The sequence below is a fragment of the Klebsiella sp. w6 genome, assembly GCF_033100215.1.
GTDB lineage: Bacteria > Pseudomonadota > Gammaproteobacteria > Enterobacterales > Enterobacteriaceae > Klebsiella > Klebsiella variicola.
Genome location: NZ_CP136907.1, coordinates 2616475 through 2634873, shown reverse-complemented (window position 1 = coordinate 2634873; position 18399 = coordinate 2616475). Strand labels below are relative to the sequence as shown.

Sequence of the window (18399 nt, the reverse complement as noted above, 5' to 3'; positions counted from 1 at the left end):
TCCCCTGTGTAAAAAGGAAGCCAACATGACACTCTCAATCGCCAATGCCCCCTGCAGCTGGGGCGTGGATGACCCGAAAAACCCTGACCTTCCCGCCTGGGCTACCGTGCTGAAGGAGGCGGCGCAGGCCGGCTATCGCAGCATTGAGCTGGGGCCCTGGGGCTACCTGCCCACCGACCCGGCCAGCCTGCGCGCGGCGCTGGAGCAGCATCAGTTGTCGCTGGTGGCCGGTACGATCTTTGACGATCTGGTCAGCGAGGCCCATTTCCCCACCCTGGTGGCGCTGACCCATCAGATCTGCCGCAATCTGTCGCAGGTTCCGGCCGCCGAACCCACGCCAGGGCATCCTGTTCAGCCGCCTTACCTGGTAATTATTGATTTCGGCAACCCTGAACGGGCGCGCTTTGCCGGGCGCGGCGCGCTCGCTCCACGTCTTGATGACAAAGACTGGCAGCGCATGATGGCGCACATTACCGCCATCAGCACCCTCGCCTGGCAGGAGTACGGTGTGCGGGCGGTTATCCATCCCCACGCCGGGGGCTGCATCGAATTTGCGGATGAAATCGAGCGGCTGGCGAACGATATTCCACACGACGTCGCGGGATTGTGTCTGGATACCGGGCATCTCTACTACGCCGGTATGGATCCGCTCGACTGGCTGGATCGCTACTACGCGCGACTCGACTACCTGCACTTCAAGGATGTGGATCCGCAGGTTTACCAGCGCGCCATCGCCGAGGGCATCGACTTTTTCACCGCCTGCGCCGAAGGGGTAATGTGCCCGCTCGGCAGCGGCGCCATTGACTATCCGGCCATCAAAGACTTTCTCGCCCGCCGAGGATATCAGGGCTGGATAACCATTGAACAAGAGCGCGACCCGCGCCATGCCGCAGGCAGCCTGCAGGCGGTCACGGAAAGTCTGCGCTATCTGCGCGACGTGGGATTCTGACAGGAGACGCAACATGATTAACGGTTTAAAACCTCTCGATCGCACCCTGCGCTGGGGCATGGTCGGCGGCGGCGGCAGCAGCCAGATCGGCTATATTCACCGCTCAGCGGCGCTGCGTGATAACACCTTTACGCTGCTGGCCGGCGCCTTTGATATTGATGCCGAACGCGGACGCCAGTTCGGCCAACAGCTGGGGGTGGATCCCGACCGCTGTTACGCCGACTACCAGAGCCTGTTCCGCGGTGAAGCGGAGCGTCCGGACGGCATTCAGGCGGTGTCGATTGCTACACCAAATAACACCCATTATGCCATCTGCCGGGCGGCGCTGGAGGCCGGGCTGCACGTGGTGTGCGAAAAGCCGCTGTGCTTCAGCAGCGAGGAAGCTGACGAACTGGTGGCGCTCAGCCAGCGGCAGCAGAAGATCCTCGGGGTGACCTACGGCTATGCCGGCCACCAGCTGATCCTGCAGGCCCGGCAGATGATCGCCGACGGGCTGCTGGGCGACATCCGTATCGTCAATATGCAGTTTGCCCACGGTTTTCACGCCCAGCCGGTGGAGCTGGAAAACGCCAGTACGCGTTGGCGGGTCGATCCTCGCTTTGTCGGCCCCAGCTATGTTCTGGGCGACCTGGCCACTCATCCACTGTTTCTGGTTGAAACCATGGCTCCGCAGCTGAACATCACCCGGCTGATGTGCGCCAGACAAAGCTTCGTCAAAAGCCGCGCGCCGCTGGAAGATAACGCCCATGTGCTGATGGAGTATGACAACGGCGCCGTTGGCTCGCTGTGGAGCTCCGCCGTTAACTGCGGCTCCATGCACGGACAAAAGGTGCGTATCGTCGGTGAAAAAGCCAGTCTCGAATGGTGGGATGAACAGCCCAACCAGTTGCGCTATGAAATCCAGGGCGAGCCGGTGCGTATCCTCGAGCGCGGCATGGACTATCTCGATCCGCTGGCGCGTCAGGATGACCGCATCGGCGGCGGCCATCCGGAGGGACTGTTTGAGGCATGGTCGAATCTCTATCGCCGTTTCGCCATCGCCATGGATGCCGCCGACCGTCGCGACGAAGCGCTGCTGGCCGACTTCTGGTATCCGGACGCTCGCGCCGGCGCGTTCGGCGTGCGCTGGGTGGAAAACTGCGTACGGTCTGCCGACAACGGCGCCTGCTGGGTCGACTTCCGCTAACTCACTGGCTCAGGGCGCTCGCCCTGAGCCTTTATGGCTATTTTTCAATTCGTGCCAGCTGGGTCTTATCCGCCTCACGTGCGCTATCCGCCAGCGCCTGGAACGCGCCGGCGCCATAGTATTGCGCGGGAACCGGCAGCGCCTGCATATCATGCCCTGGGTAGATCTGCAGTTCGCCGAGGTCGCGTAAGCGGAACCCCCCAACCTGCTCCGGCATGGTCAGGCGATACGGCGGCAGGGTTTCGAAAGGGACCGGCGTCGGCAGTCGATTCTCCTGCAGATCATAGTTACGCTTCAGCACCAGAAACTTATCCGGCACCCGCCGGTGACTGTTCCACCAGTCGCCGTCGATCCGCTGAAACATCGCTTCCGTCTCCCCTCGCGTCGCCACCATCAGTCGGGTCAGCGCCTGTTTCAGCGCCGCATCCATGGCCTGGTTATAGTATTCCAGCGAACCACCGTGGCCGCTGAGGATCACGTTAATCGCCAGCCTGGCGCCGAGTAAATTGGAGTAGAGATCCTCTGGCGAAAAAGCGGAGATCTCCTCAGAAAACCCGGGGACCGACTGGAAGCCATACCACTGGGCAATCTCATGCCATTGGGCAATTTCGAAGGCCAGATGACCCGCCAGCCAGGCGGCCAGCTGATAGCGCTGCCTGACGCCCGCCGGCGGCGTAAAGGCATTCAGCTGAACGCGGCGTACGCCCAGCTCTTCACTGTAGAAGATCCGCCCCGCCTGGCCCAGCGTCGGCGCAATACGATTGAACAGATAGAAGGTGTAGTCCGCCGTATCGCGCACATGGGCGATATCAATAAACCCGCCGCGACGGGTATAGATGAGCCCGTTCTGCTCCTCGCTGAGCCCCAGCAGGTTTTTCACCGCCCCGAACGCGCTGTCGTTGTAATGGTGCTTGCCCAGCGTATCCAGGGTCAGCACATTACCGATCTGGTATACCGGGATCGGGATGCCTACCGCGCGCACGTGCAGGTCGTAACCAAAAGCGCAGCACGGTCGCAGCGACTCCGGCGGCGGCAGCTCACCCAGGGTGGGCACCGGATGGATCGCCGTCACAGCGGGCAGCACCGGATCCTGCGCCAGCGCCGGCAGCGACAGTGCAAACAACAGCCATAAGGCTTTACGCATCAACAGCCTCTCCACAACAACAAAAGAGCGCGCATCTTACCGGCAGATGGCGCCAGCAGTTTTAGTTAAAAACGGTATTCACCGGAGACAAAGAAGCTATTGCGCTCGTTAAAACCAAATTCAGTCAGCACGTTAAAGTTTTTGGTAACTTCATACTGGGCGCCAATCAGCATATTCCAGGGTGAGGTTAGCTTCTGCTTGACGTCGAATTTCCCCTCGCCGTCTTTATTGACTGCGGCAATCAGGGGCTGAAGCTCTGGCGGCATATGCAGGTCGGCCAGATCGCCTTTAAACTCCTGCTGCACGTCCTGATACATGCTCCCGACCCACAGGCTGAGGTGGGACGGCCCGTCGATCCCCTGAAAACTGAAGCGGTAGCCGACGCGCGGCGAGACGGTGACCGCCGAGATGCTGCCGTCGAGAATATCGAAATCGGTACGGGTGTAGTTAGTGTCTACTAACCCGAACCAGTTGCCGTATCCCCCGGCGAGCGTAAAGCCGGTTCCCCAGGTGGTTCCTTTGAAATCAAGCGTAAAATCAATATCCTGCAGTTTTCCGCTCTGATAAAGCTGGTGAACCGCGCCGGCGATCACCCGATCCAGACCGCGAAACTGCGACGGATCCGAATCCACGGAGACCTGGGAGACAGACGACCCGCGGGTATGCCCCACCAGCCCGTAAACGTTGAGAAACGGAAAGACCCACATATCGAGGCGCAGGTTTTCGGTTTTGCTCTTCTCGCGGGTGTGCCCGGCATCGATGGCGAACATATCGCTGGGAATGGGATGGTTGCCCAGCTTAAGCCCGGAAAAGGTAATACTGTCGACCATGATATCCTGACGGATATTCATATAGCTCAGGTTGACGCCGTAGGGTAACGGGATCGAATACCCCCGGGCGCGTGCCTCATCGCCCCATATCGGAAAATAGCTGTCGCTCTCGCTCTGCTCCGCGGCCGACGCGCCACAGGCCGCCAACAGCAGCGTTAACACCGTTCCGGATGCTCTCATTGTTATTCTCATGTGTAGTTATAAACCCGAACCGACATTGCAATAGACCGCCTGCTCATGCTCACTGAACGCCACGTCAATCCCGGTACGCAAACCGTACTGCCGTGCAATCAGGTAACGAAAACCGGCCCCCCATGCCACCTCTGACTGTTCCGCTGGCGTGCGCGCCGCGCACCCCGCGCCAACGAATCCCTGCAGGATCCAGCGCGGGGTGAAGGCCCAGGGAGGTTTGCGCCGTGACCACGTCGTCGCCCTGATAGCGGTAGCGCGAAATAGGGACATCAAAGGGTTATCATGGTGGATGAATGACTGATTAATGGCCCGCGACCGCCAGTGCGGACAACAGGAATTTCATGCTTACTCCGGGGCTTTGGGGACGCACGACACGCCTCACGAACAGTATTAACGCGACGGGGTAATGAAAATATAACGTATGAGAATAATGCTCACCAACGCGCAGTCGCCTGTTTTTCGGGTATTTTTAAACGAAAAAGTGCTGGCTATCACAGAAAAATGCCATCGCGATACAGGGCAGCGCGGTGATTGTATTCAAAAGGTGAATATCGTATAACATAGCGCTACCGAGGGGTGTCCCGTGAGGGCTGAGATGGCGCAAGCCGAACCCTTTGAACCTGATCTGGGTCATGCCAGCGAAGGGACGGGTCGGCAATTTTGCCTGCATTACCGCCATTGCCTGTTCACACCCCTGCACGCCCGGATCTCCCCTGAATATCTGGAGGTCCTGTGATAATTCCCGCGTTTAGCCATGGTCTTTATGGCCGTTTACGCCAGCTGGCCGCCGCTGACTGGCAGCACTATGTGGCGCATCCTTTCGTCCAGCAGCTTGCCGAGGGCACCCTGGCGGAAAGCGCATTTCGTCGCTACCTGACCCAGGATTATCTGTTTCTGATCCACTTTGCCCGCAGCTATGCGCTGCTGGTGAGTAAACTGCGCACGCTGCCGGAGATGCGGGCCGCGGCCGCCTCAATGAACGCCATCCTCAACGAACTGCCGCTGCACGTCGGTTACTGCGCTCAGTGGGGCATTAGCGAGCAGGAGATGGCTACCCAGCCTGAAGCGCCGGAAACCATTAACTATACCCGCTACGTGCTGGATATTGGCCACTCGGGTGACGCGCTGGATCTGCTGGTCGCGCTGATGCCCTGCGTGGCCGGTTATGCGGAAATCGGTCTCGGCCTGCTGCAGCATCCCGCCACCCGACTGGACGATAACCCCTACGCCTCGTGGATCCGCAACTATGGCGATGAAGGCTATCTGCACGGCGTCAACGCCGCGCTGGCGCTGCTGGAAACGGTGTGGCAGCAGCGCGGGAGCGAGGCCCGGATCACTGAGCTGAGCGAGATTTTCACCACTGCCACCCGCCTTGAGGCGCAGTTCTGGCAGATGGGCCTCAACGCGACGGCGGAGACCCGGGCGTGACGGCGCCGGGTATTGAGGTCCGTGGCCTGAGCCTGCATTTCGGCGACCGTCGGTTGTTCGACAACCTGTCGTTTACGGTCCCCGGCGGGCAGTGGGTGTCGCTCCTCGGCGCCAGCGGCGCCGGCAAAACCAGCCTGCTGCGGGTGATGGCCGGTCTGGCGCCCGCCACCCGGGGAGAAGTGGTCGCCAGCGATGGGCAGCCTATTCAGGGCCGTCTGGCGTGGATGGGGCAGAAAGATCTGCTCTACCCCTGGCTGAGCGTCCGGGACAACGTCGCCCTCGGCGCGCGGCTGCGCGGTGAAAAAGTCGATCGTGCCCGGGTCGCCGCCCTGCTTGATCAGGTTGAGCTCTCGTCCTGCGCCGACGCCCGGCCGGCAACCCTCTCCGGCGGCATGCGTCAGCGCGCCGCGCTGGCCCGCACCCTGTATGAGGATCGCCCCATCGTGCTGATGGATGAGCCTTTCTCGGCGCTGGATACCCTCACCCGCACGCGCATTCAAACTCTGGCAGCCACCCTGCTGGCTGGTCGCACGGTGGTGCTGATCACCCACGATCCGCAGGAGGCCTGCCGGCTGAGCCACCGCCTGCTGGTCCTCTCGGCGGCCGACGGCGACATCGATGACAGCCATCACCTCGCCGGCACACCTCCGCGCGCGCCGGACGCGCCCGATCTCTTGAACAGCCAGGCCGCCCTGCTGCAGCAACTGATGAGGGCTCATCCATGACCGGACGTCTCTGGCGGGGCAGCATGGTGTTCTGCGGGTTGATGATCCTCTGGGGTCTGGCCAGCCGCAGCGGCATTCCTCACTTTCTTTTACCCTCCCCGATGGCGGTCGCCGAGGCGCTGTGGGTTAATCGCGCCTATCTCGGCTGGAACACGCTTATCACGCTCAGTGAGATCCTGAGCGGCCTGGCGCTGGGCGTGACGCTCGGTGTCACCCTGGCGCTGGGTATGATCCTCTCTCCGCGTCTGCAGCGCTGGCTGATGCCGCTGGTCCTCACCAGTCAGGCGATCCCGGTCTTTGCCCTCGCCCCGCTGCTGGTGCTGTGGCTGGGCTTTGGCATGAGCGCCAAAGTGGCGATGGCCGTGCTGGTGATTTTCTTTCCAGTGACTTCCGCCTTCTTTGATGGCTTGCGACGGGTCAACCAGGAGTATCTCGATCTGGCGCGCAGCATGAACGCCTCCTTCGGCGCTCAGCTGCGGCATGTCCGCCTGATGGCTGCCCTGCCTGCGCTGGGCTCGGGCCTGCGGATGGCGGCGGCGGTGGCGCCCATCGGCGCGATTATCGGCGAATGGGTCGGCTCCGCTGAGGGGCTGGGCTACGTCATGCTCAATGCCAATGCGCGGCTGCAAACCGATATCTGCTTCGCCGCGCTGTTTATTTTAGTGCTACTGACCCTCCTGCTGTGGCTGGCGGTAGATACCCTGCTACACCGGCTGATCGACTGGTCACCGGAATAAAGATGAAGTAATAAAGGAAAACAGATGAAAAAGTCGCTTTTCGCCGGGGCATCCCTGACGGCCCTGGTCAGCGGCCACGCGCTGGCCAATGAACCGCTGACGCTGGTGCTGGACTGGTACATTAACCCCGACCATGCGCCGATTATGGTGGCCGAGCAGATCGGCGCCTTTAAGGCTCAGGGGCTGGACGTCAAGATTGTCCCTCCCTCCGATCCCGCGCTGCCTCCCCGCATGGTGGCCGCCCGTCAGGCGGATCTGGCCATCACCTACCAGCCGCAGGTGCACTTCTTCGCTGACGAAGGGTTACCGCTGGTGCGCGTCGGGACCCTGATTAACTCGCCGCTGAACACGGTGATCGTTCTCAACAAGCAGATCAAAACTCCGGCAGATCTGCAAGGTAAGAAGGTGGGCTATTCGGTCAGCGGCATTGAGCAGGCCACCCTGTCGACCATGGCGCAACACGCGGGGATCGATCCGGCCAGTATCAAACTGGTTAACGTCAATTTCCAGCTGACCAGCGCCCTGCTGGCGGGCCAGGTGGACGCGGTCATCGGCGGCTACCGTAATATAGAAGCACAGGAGCTGAAGCTGCAGGGCAAAACGCCGGTAGTGATGAACGTCGAAGATTACGGCGTGCCGGCCTATGACGAGCTGGTGATTGTCGCCCATCGCGACGCGATTCATGAGGCGAAGATCCGTAAATTCCTCACCGCCCTGCAGGCCGGTGTGAGCTATCTGCGCGCCCATCCCCAGGAGAGCTGGGAGGCGTTCGCCGCCGCCCACCCGGAGCTGAAAACCGAACTCAACCACCAGGCGTGGCTGCAAACCGTGCCGCTGTTCGCCACCGATCCGGCGGCGCTGGATAAACCGCGCTACGAAGCTTATGAACAGTTTTTATATAACAATAAGTTGGTGAAAAAAGTCACACCTTTAACAAATTATGCGGTGGAACTGCATTGAGACTTGCTATCGCTGACGGAAGGCATTCCGTCAGCGTTTTAACGCAGCGGCAATAAAAATATAGAGACTTTCTCACTAATAATTACACTTTAAAGGGTTATCGTGACACGCAGTTGTTCTATTATAATTCAGCAGGTTACGTTAATTATTGCCCCGGTAAGAATAACGTCAAAATAGCGCAATCAATAAAACGTTGAATGCAGATTTAAAAAGCCATATATTGTGCGCGCTTTATGAATGCCAATTCAATTCCTTAGACCAATTATTCAACCAGCGTTCAACCGCAATGCTGGTTGTGGGAGTGATATGATGACGGATAAAGTCCGTATTGATACTTTACGTGCCGATTTATTAGACGCAAACAACGAAACCTTTTTGGCCCGTCAGGCCGAATTCGAATCGAATGTCAGGAGTTACCCGCGTAAGTTACCGCTGGCTATCACTAAAGCTGAAGGCGTGTGGCTGACGGATGCGGATAACAAACAGTACCTGGACTGCCTCGCGGGCGCCGGTACTCTCGCTCTGGGCCACAACCACCCTGATGTATTGCAGAGCATCCAAAGTGTCATTACCAGCGGCTTGCCGTTACATACCCTCGATCTGACTACCCCGTTAAAAGATCGTTTCTCCGAATACCTGCTCTCTTGCCTGCCGGGCGAAGGGAAAGAGTATTGCCTGCAGTTCACCGGTCCTTCCGGCGCTGACGCCGTGGAAGCCGCGCTGAAACTGGCGAAAAAATACACTGGCCGTACGGCGGTGATCAGCTTCTCCGGCGGCTATCACGGGATGACCCATGGCGCGCTGTCCGTCACTGGCAACCTGTCGCCGAAAGCGGCGGTTAACGGCATGATGCCGGAAGTCCAGTTCATGCCTTACCCGCACCTGTATCGTTGCCCGCTGGGCATCGGCGGCGAAGCCGGCGTGAAAGCCCTGACCTACTACTTCGAAAACCTGATCAACGACGTGGAGAGCGGCGTCCGTAAACCGGCGGCGGTGATCCTCGAAGCTGTGCAGGGTGAAGGCGGCGTGAACCCGGCGCCGGTTGAGTGGCTGCAGCGCATCCGCAAAGTGACCGAAGAGCATGGCATTCTGCTGATCGTCGATGAAGTGCAGGCTGGCTTTGCCCGTACCGGTAAATTCTTCGCCTTCGAGCACGCCGGTATCCAGCCGGACATCATCGTGATGTCGAAAGCGGTCGGTGGCGGTCTGCCGCTGGCGGTGCTGGGCATTAAAAAACAGTTCGACGCCTGGGAACCGGGTCACCACACCGGCACCTTCCGCGGCAACCAGCTGGCGATGGCTACCGGTCTGACCACCCTGCGTCACCTGCGCGACAACAAGATTGCCGACAAAGTCGCTGCCCAGGGCGAGTGGCTGAAAGGCAAACTGGCCGAGCTGCAGAAGCGCTACCCGGTCATTGGCCACGTACGCGGTCTTGGTCTGATGATCGGTATCGAAATCGTCAAGCCGAACGAAGCTCAGGATCACATGGGCTGCTACCCGGCTGACGGCGAACTCTCTGCCCTGCTGCAGAAGAAATGCTTCGAAGCGGGCCTGATTCTGGAGCGCGGTGGTCGTCACGGCTGCGTGCTGCGTCTGCTGCCGTCCCTGCTGATCAGCAACGCGGAACTGGATGTGTTCCTCGACAAATTCGAACAGGCCCTGCTGGCCGCCGGCGTAAAGCCGGTCTGAGTGGAGTCAGTGACCACCATGTCCACATTGAATCCGATTCTTGCTGGTTCAGCGCAGAGCGTTGAAGCCTATCAGCAGGTTATCGAGCAGACCAGCCAGGCCGTTGTGCAGTGGCTGAAGCAACCTGAGATGTATCAGGGGAAAAGCGTTGACGAGCTGCGTGAGCGTATCTCCCTTGAATTTAACGAACAGGGTTTGGGTAACCAGGCGGCGATTGATCGTGCGATCGAGTACTTCCTGAAAGACAGCCTGTCGGTGCATCACCCGCAGTGCGTGGCGCACCTGCACTGCCCGAGCCTGGTAATTAGCCAGGCGGCGGAAGTACTGATCAACGCCACCAACCAGAGCATGGACTCCTGGGACCAGAGCCCGTCAGCAACCATCATTGAGATGAAGCTGATCGAATGGCTGCGCGCCCGGGTCGGTTATCCGGCTGGCGACGCCGGCGTCTTCACCAGCGGCGGTACCCAGAGCAACCTGATGGGCCTGATGCTGGCGCGCGACGCCTTCTTCGCCCGTCAGGGGCACTCCATCCAGCAGGATGGGCTGCCGGGGGATATCCGCAAGTACAAAGTATTGTGCTCGGAAAACGCCCACTTCTCGGTGCAGAAGAACATGGCGCTGATGGGCCTCGGCTACCGCTCGGTCACGCTGGTGAAAACCGACGAATTCGCGCGGATGGACGTGTCCGATCTGAAAGCGAAGATTGCGCAAGCGCAGGCTAACGGCGAGCAGATCATGGCGATCGTCGCCACCGCCGGCACCACCGACGCGGGGGCTATCGACCCGCTGCGCGACATCGCCGGTATCGCCGCGGAACATCAGATCTGGCTGCACGTTGACGCAGCCTGGGGCGGCGCGCTGCTGCTGTCTGAGCAGTATCGTGACTACCTTGACGGTCTGGAGCTGGTGGATTCCGTTACCCTGGACTTCCACAAGCAGTTCTTCCAGACCATCAGCTGCGGCGCCTTCCTGCTGAAGGACGCGCGCCATTACGAGCTGATGCGTTATCAGGCGGCTTATCTGAACTCCGAGTTCGATGAAGAACACGGCGTACCGAACCTGGTGTCTAAGTCGCTGCAGACCACCCGTCGCTTCGATGCGCTGAAGCTGTGGATGGGTCTGGAAGCGCTGGGCCAGAAACAGTATGCGGCGATCATCGATCATGGCGTCACGATGGCGAAAAACGTGGCGGAGTACGTGAAGTCGCAGCCGACGCTGGAGCTGGTGATGCAGCCGCAGCTGGCGAGCGTGCTGTTCCGTTCCCGTCCGGCGCAGATGGCGCAGAGCGACGCGGCGGCTATCGCGCTGCTCAACCAGCGCGTCGGCGATGCCCTGCTGGCTTCCGGCCGCGCTAACGTTGGCGTGACCGAGCATAACGGTGTCACCTGCCTGAAGCTGACCCTGCTGAACCCGGTGGTGACGCTGGATGACGTGAAGGTTCTGCTTAACCTGGTGGAACGCACCGCTCAGGAGCTGCTGGCGCAATAACCTGCCTTAGCGAGGCGGCGCCTGCCGCCCCGCTGTCAGCCTTGCCTGCAATAAGCCGATAATCTCCTTATCGGCTTTTTTATTTCTTTCCGCGCCACTGACGTTCTCTGCTCCCTGGCTGGTCGCTGGGCCCGTTGACGCCTGCCTTTCGCGATGCCACAGTATTATCCCGAGAATAACGACGTTCAGGATAAACATCCTGAAAATGAGGATGATGATGGAGAAACGCTTACCGGGACTGGATCTCGACGCCCTGCGCAGCTTTGTGACCGGCATGGAGTGCGGCAGCTTCGCCCAGGCAGCGCTGCGCCTGTCGCGTTCCACTTCGGCCGTCAGCGCCCAGCTTAAAAAGCTGGAGAGCCAGTGCGGTACGGCGCTGGTGGCCAAACAGGGGCGGCATCTGGTGCTCACCGCGGAAGGCGAAAAGCTGATGAGCTACGCCAGACGACTGCTGGCGCTCAATGATGAAACCCTGCGCGCGCTGCAGGGCGAGCGGCTCACCGGCGAGATCCACCTTGGTATGCAGGAAGATTTTGGCGAATCGCTGATGCCGGGGATCCTGGGGCAATTTAAACGGCATCATCCGCAGGTGCGGATAGTCGCCAGGGTGGATCGCAATGGTCCGCTGCGCCAGGCGCTGGCGGAAGAGGCGCTGGATCTGGCGCTGTTGTGGCAAACCGAAGATCAGGGCCCCGGGATGGGCCGCTGCCCGCTGGCGTGGATTGCGCATCCTGACCTGGATATTGGTGCACTGCTGGCCTCCGGCGAGCCGCTGCCGCTGGTGATGTTCGACAGCCCGTGCCTGATGCGCTCCCGCGCTATTGCCTGTCTCGATGCCGCGGGGATCCCCTGGCAGGTGGTATTCGTCAGCCACAGCCTGAACGGCATCTGGGCGGCGGTACAGGCTGGCCTGGGGCTGACGATACGCACCCGCATCGGCATGCCCGGCAACCTGCGCACCGTCGCCGGGCTGCTGCCATCGCCAGGTAGCCTGGCCGTTAACCTGCAACAAACCCCGCGCGAGGGACAGCATTCCGCCGCCGTGGCGCTGCTAGGAGACCTGATGACCGAGGCCCTGCAGGGGTGGGTCGAGATGTGACGGTGTCACGCCACTTCCATTCACCCTCACCCTAACCCTCTCCCTGAAGGGAGAGGGAACCGTTCGGCAGTCACCGATAATGGGCATCCAGCGCCGTTCCCGCTTCAATGCCCGGTGGCGGCTGCGCCCTACCGGGCCTACATTCTCCCTGCGCGCTCCTGTAGGCCGGGCAAGCGCAGCGCCGCCCGGCATCAGGTATAAGGGCTGGAGGGATCCGTCCGCCAGACGCCTACGCCGCGGGTCAGGCTTTGCTCTCCTGCAGCAGCTGCTGGATCACCTGCTCCTGGCGGGCATAATCCCCTTCGCCGAAGGCGGTATAACGCAACTGTCCGCGAGCGTCGAAAATGTAATGCGCTGGCCAGTACTGATTGCCGAAGGCATTCCAGATGGCGTACTCATTATCCGCCACCACCGGGTAGGTTATCCGCCCGTCCTTCACCGCCTGGCGCAGCAGCGGCAGCGAACGCTCCCAGGGATATTCCGGGGTATGGACGCCAATCACCACCAGCCCGGCCGCGCGGTATTTGTTCGCCCAGTCGCGCACGTAAGGCAGGGTATGCTGACAGTTGATGCACTCCCGGGTCCAGAAATCCACCAGCACCACTTTGCCCTTCAGACGCTCCGGAGTTAACGCCGGGCTGTTGAGCCACGCGCTGCCTCCCGCCAGGGAGGGCATCGCGCTGCTGGGCTGCGGCGCGGCGATCGGCTGGAGGATGGTCTTTTGCTCCGGCTGCGGCAGACGGGCGGCCAGCCGCTGCTCCAGCGCCTGACTCCAGCCTCCCGCACTTTGCAGATAGCGATCGCCGCCGCTGGCGATCAGCGCCACCGAGGCCAGCATCGCCACCCCCGCCAGCCGGCGCAGCCGTTCGCCGAACGCCAGCCCACGACGCAGACGGGCAATCAACGCCGCGCCGCACCACCCCAGCAGGAATAACATCAGCGCCCCGCCGCTGCCGTAAGCCAGCAGCAACCCGCCAGTGCTCGCCTGGCCCGGATGCACAAAGCCCAGGCTCAGTATCGCCCCCAATACCGGCCCGGCGCACGGGGCCCACAACAGGCCCACCGCCAGCCCGGCCAGCAGCGAACCGATCCAGCCGCGCTGGCGTGAGCTGGCGTTGTTAAGCTGATTTCCCAGCGCCACCAGGGGTGAGGTCAGCCGCTGCGCGACGCGCTGCGAAAGCAGGCTCAGCCCGACCAGGGCGAAGAACGCCAGCGCCAGGCCGCGGCCTGCGAGGGTCAGATTCACCACCCAGCCGCTGGCGACCGTCACCAGCCACGAAACCGCGCCGAACATCAGCGCCATTCCAGCCAGCATAATTGCCAGCTGCCCCCGGCGGCCCCGGACGCTGGCGAACAGCAGCGGGATCACCGGCAGCGTACAGGGGCTCAGCAGGGTTAACATTCCGCCCAAAAATGCAATGAATATCGACATCGCCTTCTCCTCATTATGTCGTCGCTGCCGGGAGTGGCAGCCACGACATTACCGCAAGGCCATGTAAGGCGAATGTGTCGGGAAAGGGGGAGAATTGTCGGCTTAATTATCCGTCTGCGCCGGAGATACAGCAGGATACAATCCCGCCGCGGCAAGGCGAACGCTGGCGTCCAGGCCGCCCTGCGGGCGGTTGGCCAGGCGCAGTGCGCCGTTCATCTGGCTGACCAGCTGCGCAGCGATCGCCAGCCCCAGACCGGTGCCGCCGGTATCGCGATTGCGCGAGTCCTCCAGGCGATAAAACGGCTGCAGCACCGCCTGTAGCGCGGCCTCCGGGATCCCCGGCCCCTCATCCAGTACATGGAGGGTGACATCCCCGGCGGCGTCGCGGGTCAGAGTTACCGTGACCGTGGTGCCGAATTTCAACCCATTATCGATAAGGTTAGTCATCACCCGGCGCAGGGCCTGCGGTGGGATCGACACCACCCCGGCGGTCTCCTCCGGGCAAAAACGCACCGGCCGGCCGACATCGGCATAATCGCAGACGATGGTGTCGAGAAAGGCGTCAAGGTTCAGCCGCTGGCGCGCCTCCGCCAGCGGCTGCGAGGTGCGGGCGAAGGCGATGCCCTCCCGCACCAGGCGGGTCATATTGTCGAGATCCTGCAGCAGCTTATCGCGTAGTTCCGGCTGGTCGGCCATCTCCACCCGCAGCTTCATTCGGGTGATCGGGGTTTGCAGATCGTGGGAGATAGCAGCGAGGATCCGCGCCCGCTCCTGCAGATGGTCGTGGATGCGCGCCTGCATCGCGTTAAACGCGCGAGCGGCACGGCGGACCTCTTCCGGCCCCTGCTCGGCCATGGTTCCCGCCGTGTCGCTGGCCGGTTCAAGGGCGTCCACTGCGCGGGTAAAACGGGTGATGGGCAGCAACACCTGGCGAACGGCATACCAGGCGCAGGCCAGCAGGAGAACAAACTGAGCGATCAGCACCACCGGCAGCCAGCGGGCGATGGCCGGTAGCTTCGGCCACAGATCGAGAGTCAACGGGGCGCCGTCGTGGAGGGTAATATGGGCCTGAATATGCTGCCGCGGGCCGGGGATCGTCACAATACTTACCGGGTACTGCGCGCTCAGCGCCTCCTGCAGGGAGCGGGCTGCGTCCCGGGCGCGCCAGCTGTCCGGGTAGTCGCCGCGCTCGCCGGAGCCCAGCAGATAGCGATAATTGCCGCGCGCCAGCTTCGGCAGCCACTGTGGGCGCTCAGCGGCCGGCAGGCGGTCAAGGATAGCCACGCTGGTGGCGACATCGGAAGCCAGATTGCCCAGCATCACGCTGCGAGCGCTGCTCATGCGCTCATAAAACAGCAGCGACAGGGTTAAAGTATTCGCCAGCAGCAGCGCCAGAAACAGCAGCGCCATCAGCCTCGACTGCAGCGAGGCGGGCCAGAACCTCATTCATGCCTCTCGCGGATGGAGACCGGCACCGACAGCACATAGCCTTCGCTGCGCACCGTTTTAATGTAGGCCGGCTCGCGGGCATCCTCCCGTAGCCGCTGGCGCAGTCGGCTCACCAGCAGGTCAATTGACCGCTCAAACAGTTCCGCGTCGCGTCCCTGGGTCAGATTCAGCAGCTGATCGCGGTTCAGCACCCGCTGGGGGTGGTCGAGAAACACCCGCAGCAGCCGATACTCCGCCCCGCTGAGGGCGACGATGGCGCCGCTGTCATCCAGCAGGTGGCGGGCGGCAGTGTCGAGCAGCCAGTCGCCAAAGGCGATCAGTCTGCCCGCCTCGGTGATCTGCAGATTGGGCGGCAGCGCCCGGGTGCGGCGTAAAATGGCTTTGATGCGCGCCAGCAGTTCGCGGGCCACAAAGGGTTTAATCAGATAATCATCAGCTCCCATTTCCAGGCCGAGGATCCGGTCGCTGTCATCGGTGCGGGCGGTGAGCATCAGCACCGGAATATCCTGCTGCGGGTTGGCGCGCAGCTGGCGACAGAGCGTTAAGCCATCCTCGCCCGGCATCATGATATCCAGCACAATCAGGTCAATTTGATGATTTTTGAGCACCGACCACATGGCTTTGCCGTTCGCCGCGCCGCTGGCGCGATATCCCGATTTTTCCAGATAGTCGACAATCAGTTCCCGAATATCGCGGTCGTCATCGACGACCAGGATGTGGTCAATACGCTCCAAAGGGTGCTCCTGCGGCAAAATAAACTCTTCACAAGCATAAGCCGTGTTGCCGGAAGCGCAACGTCGCGCCGCCGGCAAGGCGCGGATTACAAACGGTCAGCGTCCACCACCGCCTGGACAAAGTCTGCCGGGTCCTCCTGCGGCGGATTATGGCCCACCGCCCCCTGCAGATCCCGGTGTTCATATTTTCCGGTAAATTTAGCCCGGTAGCTGGCGGGAGCCGGATGCGGCGCGCCGTTATTCGCCCCTTCAAGGGTGATGGTGGGCACGGTTATCGGCGGTAGCGCCGCCAGCCGTTGTTCATAGCCGGCATACTTCGCTTCCCCCTTCTCCAGCCCCAGGCGCCAGCGGTAGTTGCTGATGGTGATCGCCACGTGGTCCGGGTTATCCAGCGCCCGGGCGGTTCTGGCAAAAGTCGCGTCGCTGAATTTCCACTGCGGCGACGCCTGATGCCAGATAAATTTCGCAAAGTCGTGGGTGTTCTGCCGGTAACCGGCTTCGCCGCGCGGGGTGGCAAAATAGAACTGATACCACCACGACAGCTCCGCCTGCGGCGGCAGCGGTTTTTCGCCAATCTGCTGACTGCTGATCAGATACCCGCTCACCGAGACCAGGGATTTCACCCGCTGCGGCCACAGCGCGGCGACGATATCCGCCGTGCGCGCGCCCCAGTCAAAGCCGGCCAGATCCGCCTGCCTGATGTTCAGGGCGTCCATCAGATGGACAATATCGGCCGCCATCGCCGACGGCTGACCGTTACGCGGCGTGCTGGCGGAGAGGAAACGGGTCGTGCCGTAGCCGCGCAGATACGGCACAATGACCCGGTAACCCTTCTGCGCTAAAGCCGGCGCCACCTGAGCATAGCTCTGAATATCGTAGGGCCAGCCGTGCAGCAGGATCACCGGCTGGCCGTCGCGCGGGCCGATATCCACGTAGCCTATATTCAGGTCGCCGGCGCGGATCTGGTGGATCTTGTCGAACGCCCCCGCGTCTTCCGCGGCGCAAACGGCAGCGGACCACAGGGTGGATAACCCCAGCGCCGCGGCGCTGGTATAGCGGATCAGGGATAATCTGTTCATCACTTTCTCACCTTTTATCATCATCAAGAGAGTACGTGACCAGTAAAGCGGAAATTTGTATCTGCCATGTGCCCGACCGGGGCCATTTTTATCTCTTAATGTCAGCGCTGCGCCGCGAGATACAGTGTGATACAGAGTCGAGGTTGGCAATTGTTGCGGGCATGTGAATTTATGCTTGCCCCAGGAGATAAATCCGTTACCGTGGCAGGCATTTTTCACCACTTAAGAACGCAGGAACCCGCTATGGCGATTTTTGATGGTCACAATGACCTGCTGCTGAATCTCTGGCTTCACCATCGTGAGGATCCGGTAAGCGCCTTCTTTGCCGGGATAGAAAACGGCCATCTCGACTATCCGCGTATCCGCCAGGGCGGGCTGGCCGGCGGCCTGTTCGCCCTCTTTGTGCCGCCGCAGGAGTATATCACCCGCGTGGCGCCGCAGTACGCCAGCCAGGCGTGGGATCCGCGGACGATCCTCTGGCAGCAGTTGGCTATCCTCAAGGCGATTTGCGCCCATGACGCCAGCCGCGCGCGGCTGTGCCTGAGCGCGGCGGATATCGAACGCTGTCGCCAGGATAACGCGCTGGCGATGGTGGCGCACATCGAAGGTGCTGGCGGGTTCGACGCGCAAGGCGAAGATCTGCAGGCCTTTTATCGCGCCGGGGTGCGCAGCATTGGTCCGTTCTGGAACATCGCCAATCGCTTCGGCTGCGGGGTCACCGGCGCCTTTCCCGGCAGCCCGGACAGCGGGCCGGGTCTCACTCGCGAGGGCATTGCGCTCATCGCTCAGGCCAACGCCCTGAAGATGCAGATCGATGTTTCGCACATGAATGAAAAGGCCTTTTGGGATACCGCCCACCATTCCACCGCCCCACTGGTGGCCACCCACTCTAATGCCCACGCCCTGTGCCCACAGCCGCGTAATCTGACCGACCGGCAACTGCGGGCGATCCGCGACAGCGGCGGCGTAGTGGGCGTCAATTTCGGCAATGCTTTCCTGCGCGCCGACGGACGGCGCGACAGCGACACGCCCATAACCACCATTGTCCGGCATATCGACTATCTTATTAACATAATGGGTGAGGATCATGTGGCTCTCGGCTCGGATTTTGACGGCATCACCCTGCCCGACGAGCTGGGCGATGTGGCCGGCTTACCGCGGCTTATCAATGCCTTGCGGGACAATGGCTATGATCAATTGGTGCTGGATAAGCTGCTGTGGAACAACTGGCTGCGGGTATTAAAAAAGGTTTGGCAACAATAGGTTATATTG

At 61.4% G+C, this 18399-nt stretch carries 16 protein-coding genes, 1 pseudogene and 1 riboswitch; of the genes and pseudogenes, 10 read left to right on the top strand and 7 right to left on the bottom strand.

The window, feature by feature from the left end:
* The first annotated feature begins 25 nt into the window (after window positions 1-25).
* Both R0140_RS12970 and R0140_RS12965 read left to right on the top strand, forming a co-directional pair.
* Window positions 26-949, top strand: a complete 924-nt coding sequence (locus tag R0140_RS12970; protein WP_032740587.1) for a TIM barrel protein — start codon at window positions 26-28, stop codon at window positions 947-949.
* A 13-nt stretch (window positions 950-962) separates the two neighbouring features.
* Entirely contained in the window at window positions 963-2135 is a 1173-nt protein-coding gene (locus R0140_RS12965; protein ID WP_023340191.1) for a Gfo/Idh/MocA family protein, read from the top strand.
* 37 nt (window positions 2136-2172) lie between these two features.
* On the opposite strand, the gene R0140_RS12960 is transcribed toward R0140_RS12965, so the two are convergent.
* The 3 genes and pseudogenes from R0140_RS12960 to R0140_RS12950 form a co-directional block, all read right to left on the bottom strand.
* Window positions 2173-3279: a DUF4056 domain-containing protein gene (locus R0140_RS12960; RefSeq protein ID WP_096834346.1), complete on the bottom strand. Its 1107-nt coding sequence runs from the start codon at window positions 3277-3279 to the stop codon at window positions 2173-2175.
* 65 nt (window positions 3280-3344) lie between these two features.
* On the bottom strand, window positions 3345-4289 hold the full coding sequence (locus R0140_RS12955; RefSeq protein WP_012541648.1) for a porin family protein: 945 nt from the start codon (window positions 4287-4289) through the stop codon (window positions 3345-3347).
* 18 nt (window positions 4290-4307) lie between these two features.
* Window positions 4308-4563: pseudogene (locus R0140_RS12950) on the bottom strand (glyceraldehyde-3-phosphate dehydrogenase); the annotation flags it as partial.
* Between the two features lie 300 nt (window positions 4564-4863).
* A riboswitch (TPP riboswitch) is annotated at window positions 4864-4965 on the top strand.
* Between the two features lie 68 nt (window positions 4966-5033).
* Here R0140_RS12950 and tenA point away from each other — a divergent pair.
* The 7 genes from tenA to R0140_RS12915 all read left to right on the top strand — a co-directional run bounded on the left by tenA (window position 5034) and on the right by R0140_RS12915 (window position 12433).
* A complete protein-coding gene (gene tenA, locus R0140_RS12945) occupies window positions 5034-5729 on the top strand; it encodes a thiaminase II (protein WP_012968150.1) in 696 nt (231 codons plus the stop codon).
* The gene (locus tag R0140_RS12940; RefSeq protein WP_032730433.1) at window positions 5726-6454 is read left to right on the top strand and encodes an ABC transporter ATP-binding protein; all 729 of its coding nucleotides are present in this window, start codon (window positions 5726-5728) and stop codon (window positions 6452-6454) included. Before tenA ends, R0140_RS12940 begins: the two co-directional genes overlap by 4 nt.
* Window positions 6451-7191, top strand: coding sequence for an ABC transporter permease (locus R0140_RS12935; protein ID WP_032735683.1), 741 nt, complete (start codon window positions 6451-6453; stop codon window positions 7189-7191). Before R0140_RS12940 ends, R0140_RS12935 begins: the two co-directional genes overlap by 4 nt.
* Window positions 7192-7215: 24 nt before the next feature.
* Window positions 7216-8151 carry an ABC transporter substrate-binding protein gene (locus R0140_RS12930; protein ID WP_032740580.1) on the top strand — a complete coding sequence of 312 codons (936 nt, stop codon included), beginning with the start codon at window positions 7216-7218 and terminating at the stop codon, window positions 8149-8151.
* Between the two features lie 306 nt (window positions 8152-8457).
* Window positions 8458-9843, top strand: a complete 1386-nt coding sequence (locus R0140_RS12925; RefSeq protein ID WP_008804788.1) for a diaminobutyrate--2-oxoglutarate transaminase — start codon at window positions 8458-8460, stop codon at window positions 9841-9843.
* Window positions 9844-9852: 9 nt separating this feature from the next.
* Complete coding sequence (locus R0140_RS12920) at window positions 9853-11334, top strand: pyridoxal phosphate-dependent decarboxylase family protein (protein ID WP_162493254.1); 1482 nt, start codon at window positions 9853-9855, stop codon at window positions 11332-11334.
* A 205-nt stretch (window positions 11335-11539) separates the two neighbouring features.
* Window positions 11540-12433: a LysR substrate-binding domain-containing protein gene (locus R0140_RS12915; RefSeq protein ID WP_064735472.1), complete on the top strand. Its 894-nt coding sequence runs from the start codon at window positions 11540-11542 to the stop codon at window positions 12431-12433.
* A gap of 241 nt (window positions 12434-12674) precedes the next feature.
* Here the strand turns inward: R0140_RS12915 and R0140_RS12910 are convergent, their stop codons facing one another.
* The 4 genes from R0140_RS12910 to R0140_RS12895 all read right to left on the bottom strand — a co-directional run bounded on the left by R0140_RS12910 (window position 12675) and on the right by R0140_RS12895 (window position 17127).
* Entirely contained in the window at window positions 12675-13865 is a 1191-nt protein-coding gene (locus R0140_RS12910; protein WP_096834347.1) for a cytochrome c biogenesis protein/redoxin, read from the bottom strand.
* A 102-nt stretch (window positions 13866-13967) separates the two neighbouring features.
* The gene (locus R0140_RS12905) at window positions 13968-15311 is read right to left on the bottom strand and encodes a sensor histidine kinase (RefSeq protein ID WP_012968143.1); all 1344 of its coding nucleotides are present in this window, start codon (window positions 15309-15311) and stop codon (window positions 13968-13970) included.
* A complete protein-coding gene (locus tag R0140_RS12900) occupies window positions 15308-16048 on the bottom strand; it encodes a response regulator (protein ID WP_004180014.1) in 741 nt (246 codons plus the stop codon). The genes R0140_RS12905 and R0140_RS12900 overlap by 4 nt, the downstream gene beginning before the upstream one ends.
* An 86-nt stretch (window positions 16049-16134) precedes the next feature.
* Complete coding sequence (locus R0140_RS12895; RefSeq protein WP_023322671.1) at window positions 16135-17127, bottom strand: alpha/beta fold hydrolase; 993 nt, start codon at window positions 17125-17127, stop codon at window positions 16135-16137.
* 243 nt (window positions 17128-17370) lie between these two features.
* Between R0140_RS12895 and R0140_RS12890 the strand changes: the two genes are divergently transcribed.
* Entirely contained in the window at window positions 17371-18390 is a 1020-nt protein-coding gene (locus R0140_RS12890) for a dipeptidase (protein WP_101837205.1), read from the top strand.
* Window positions 18391-18399 lie beyond the last annotated feature (9 nt).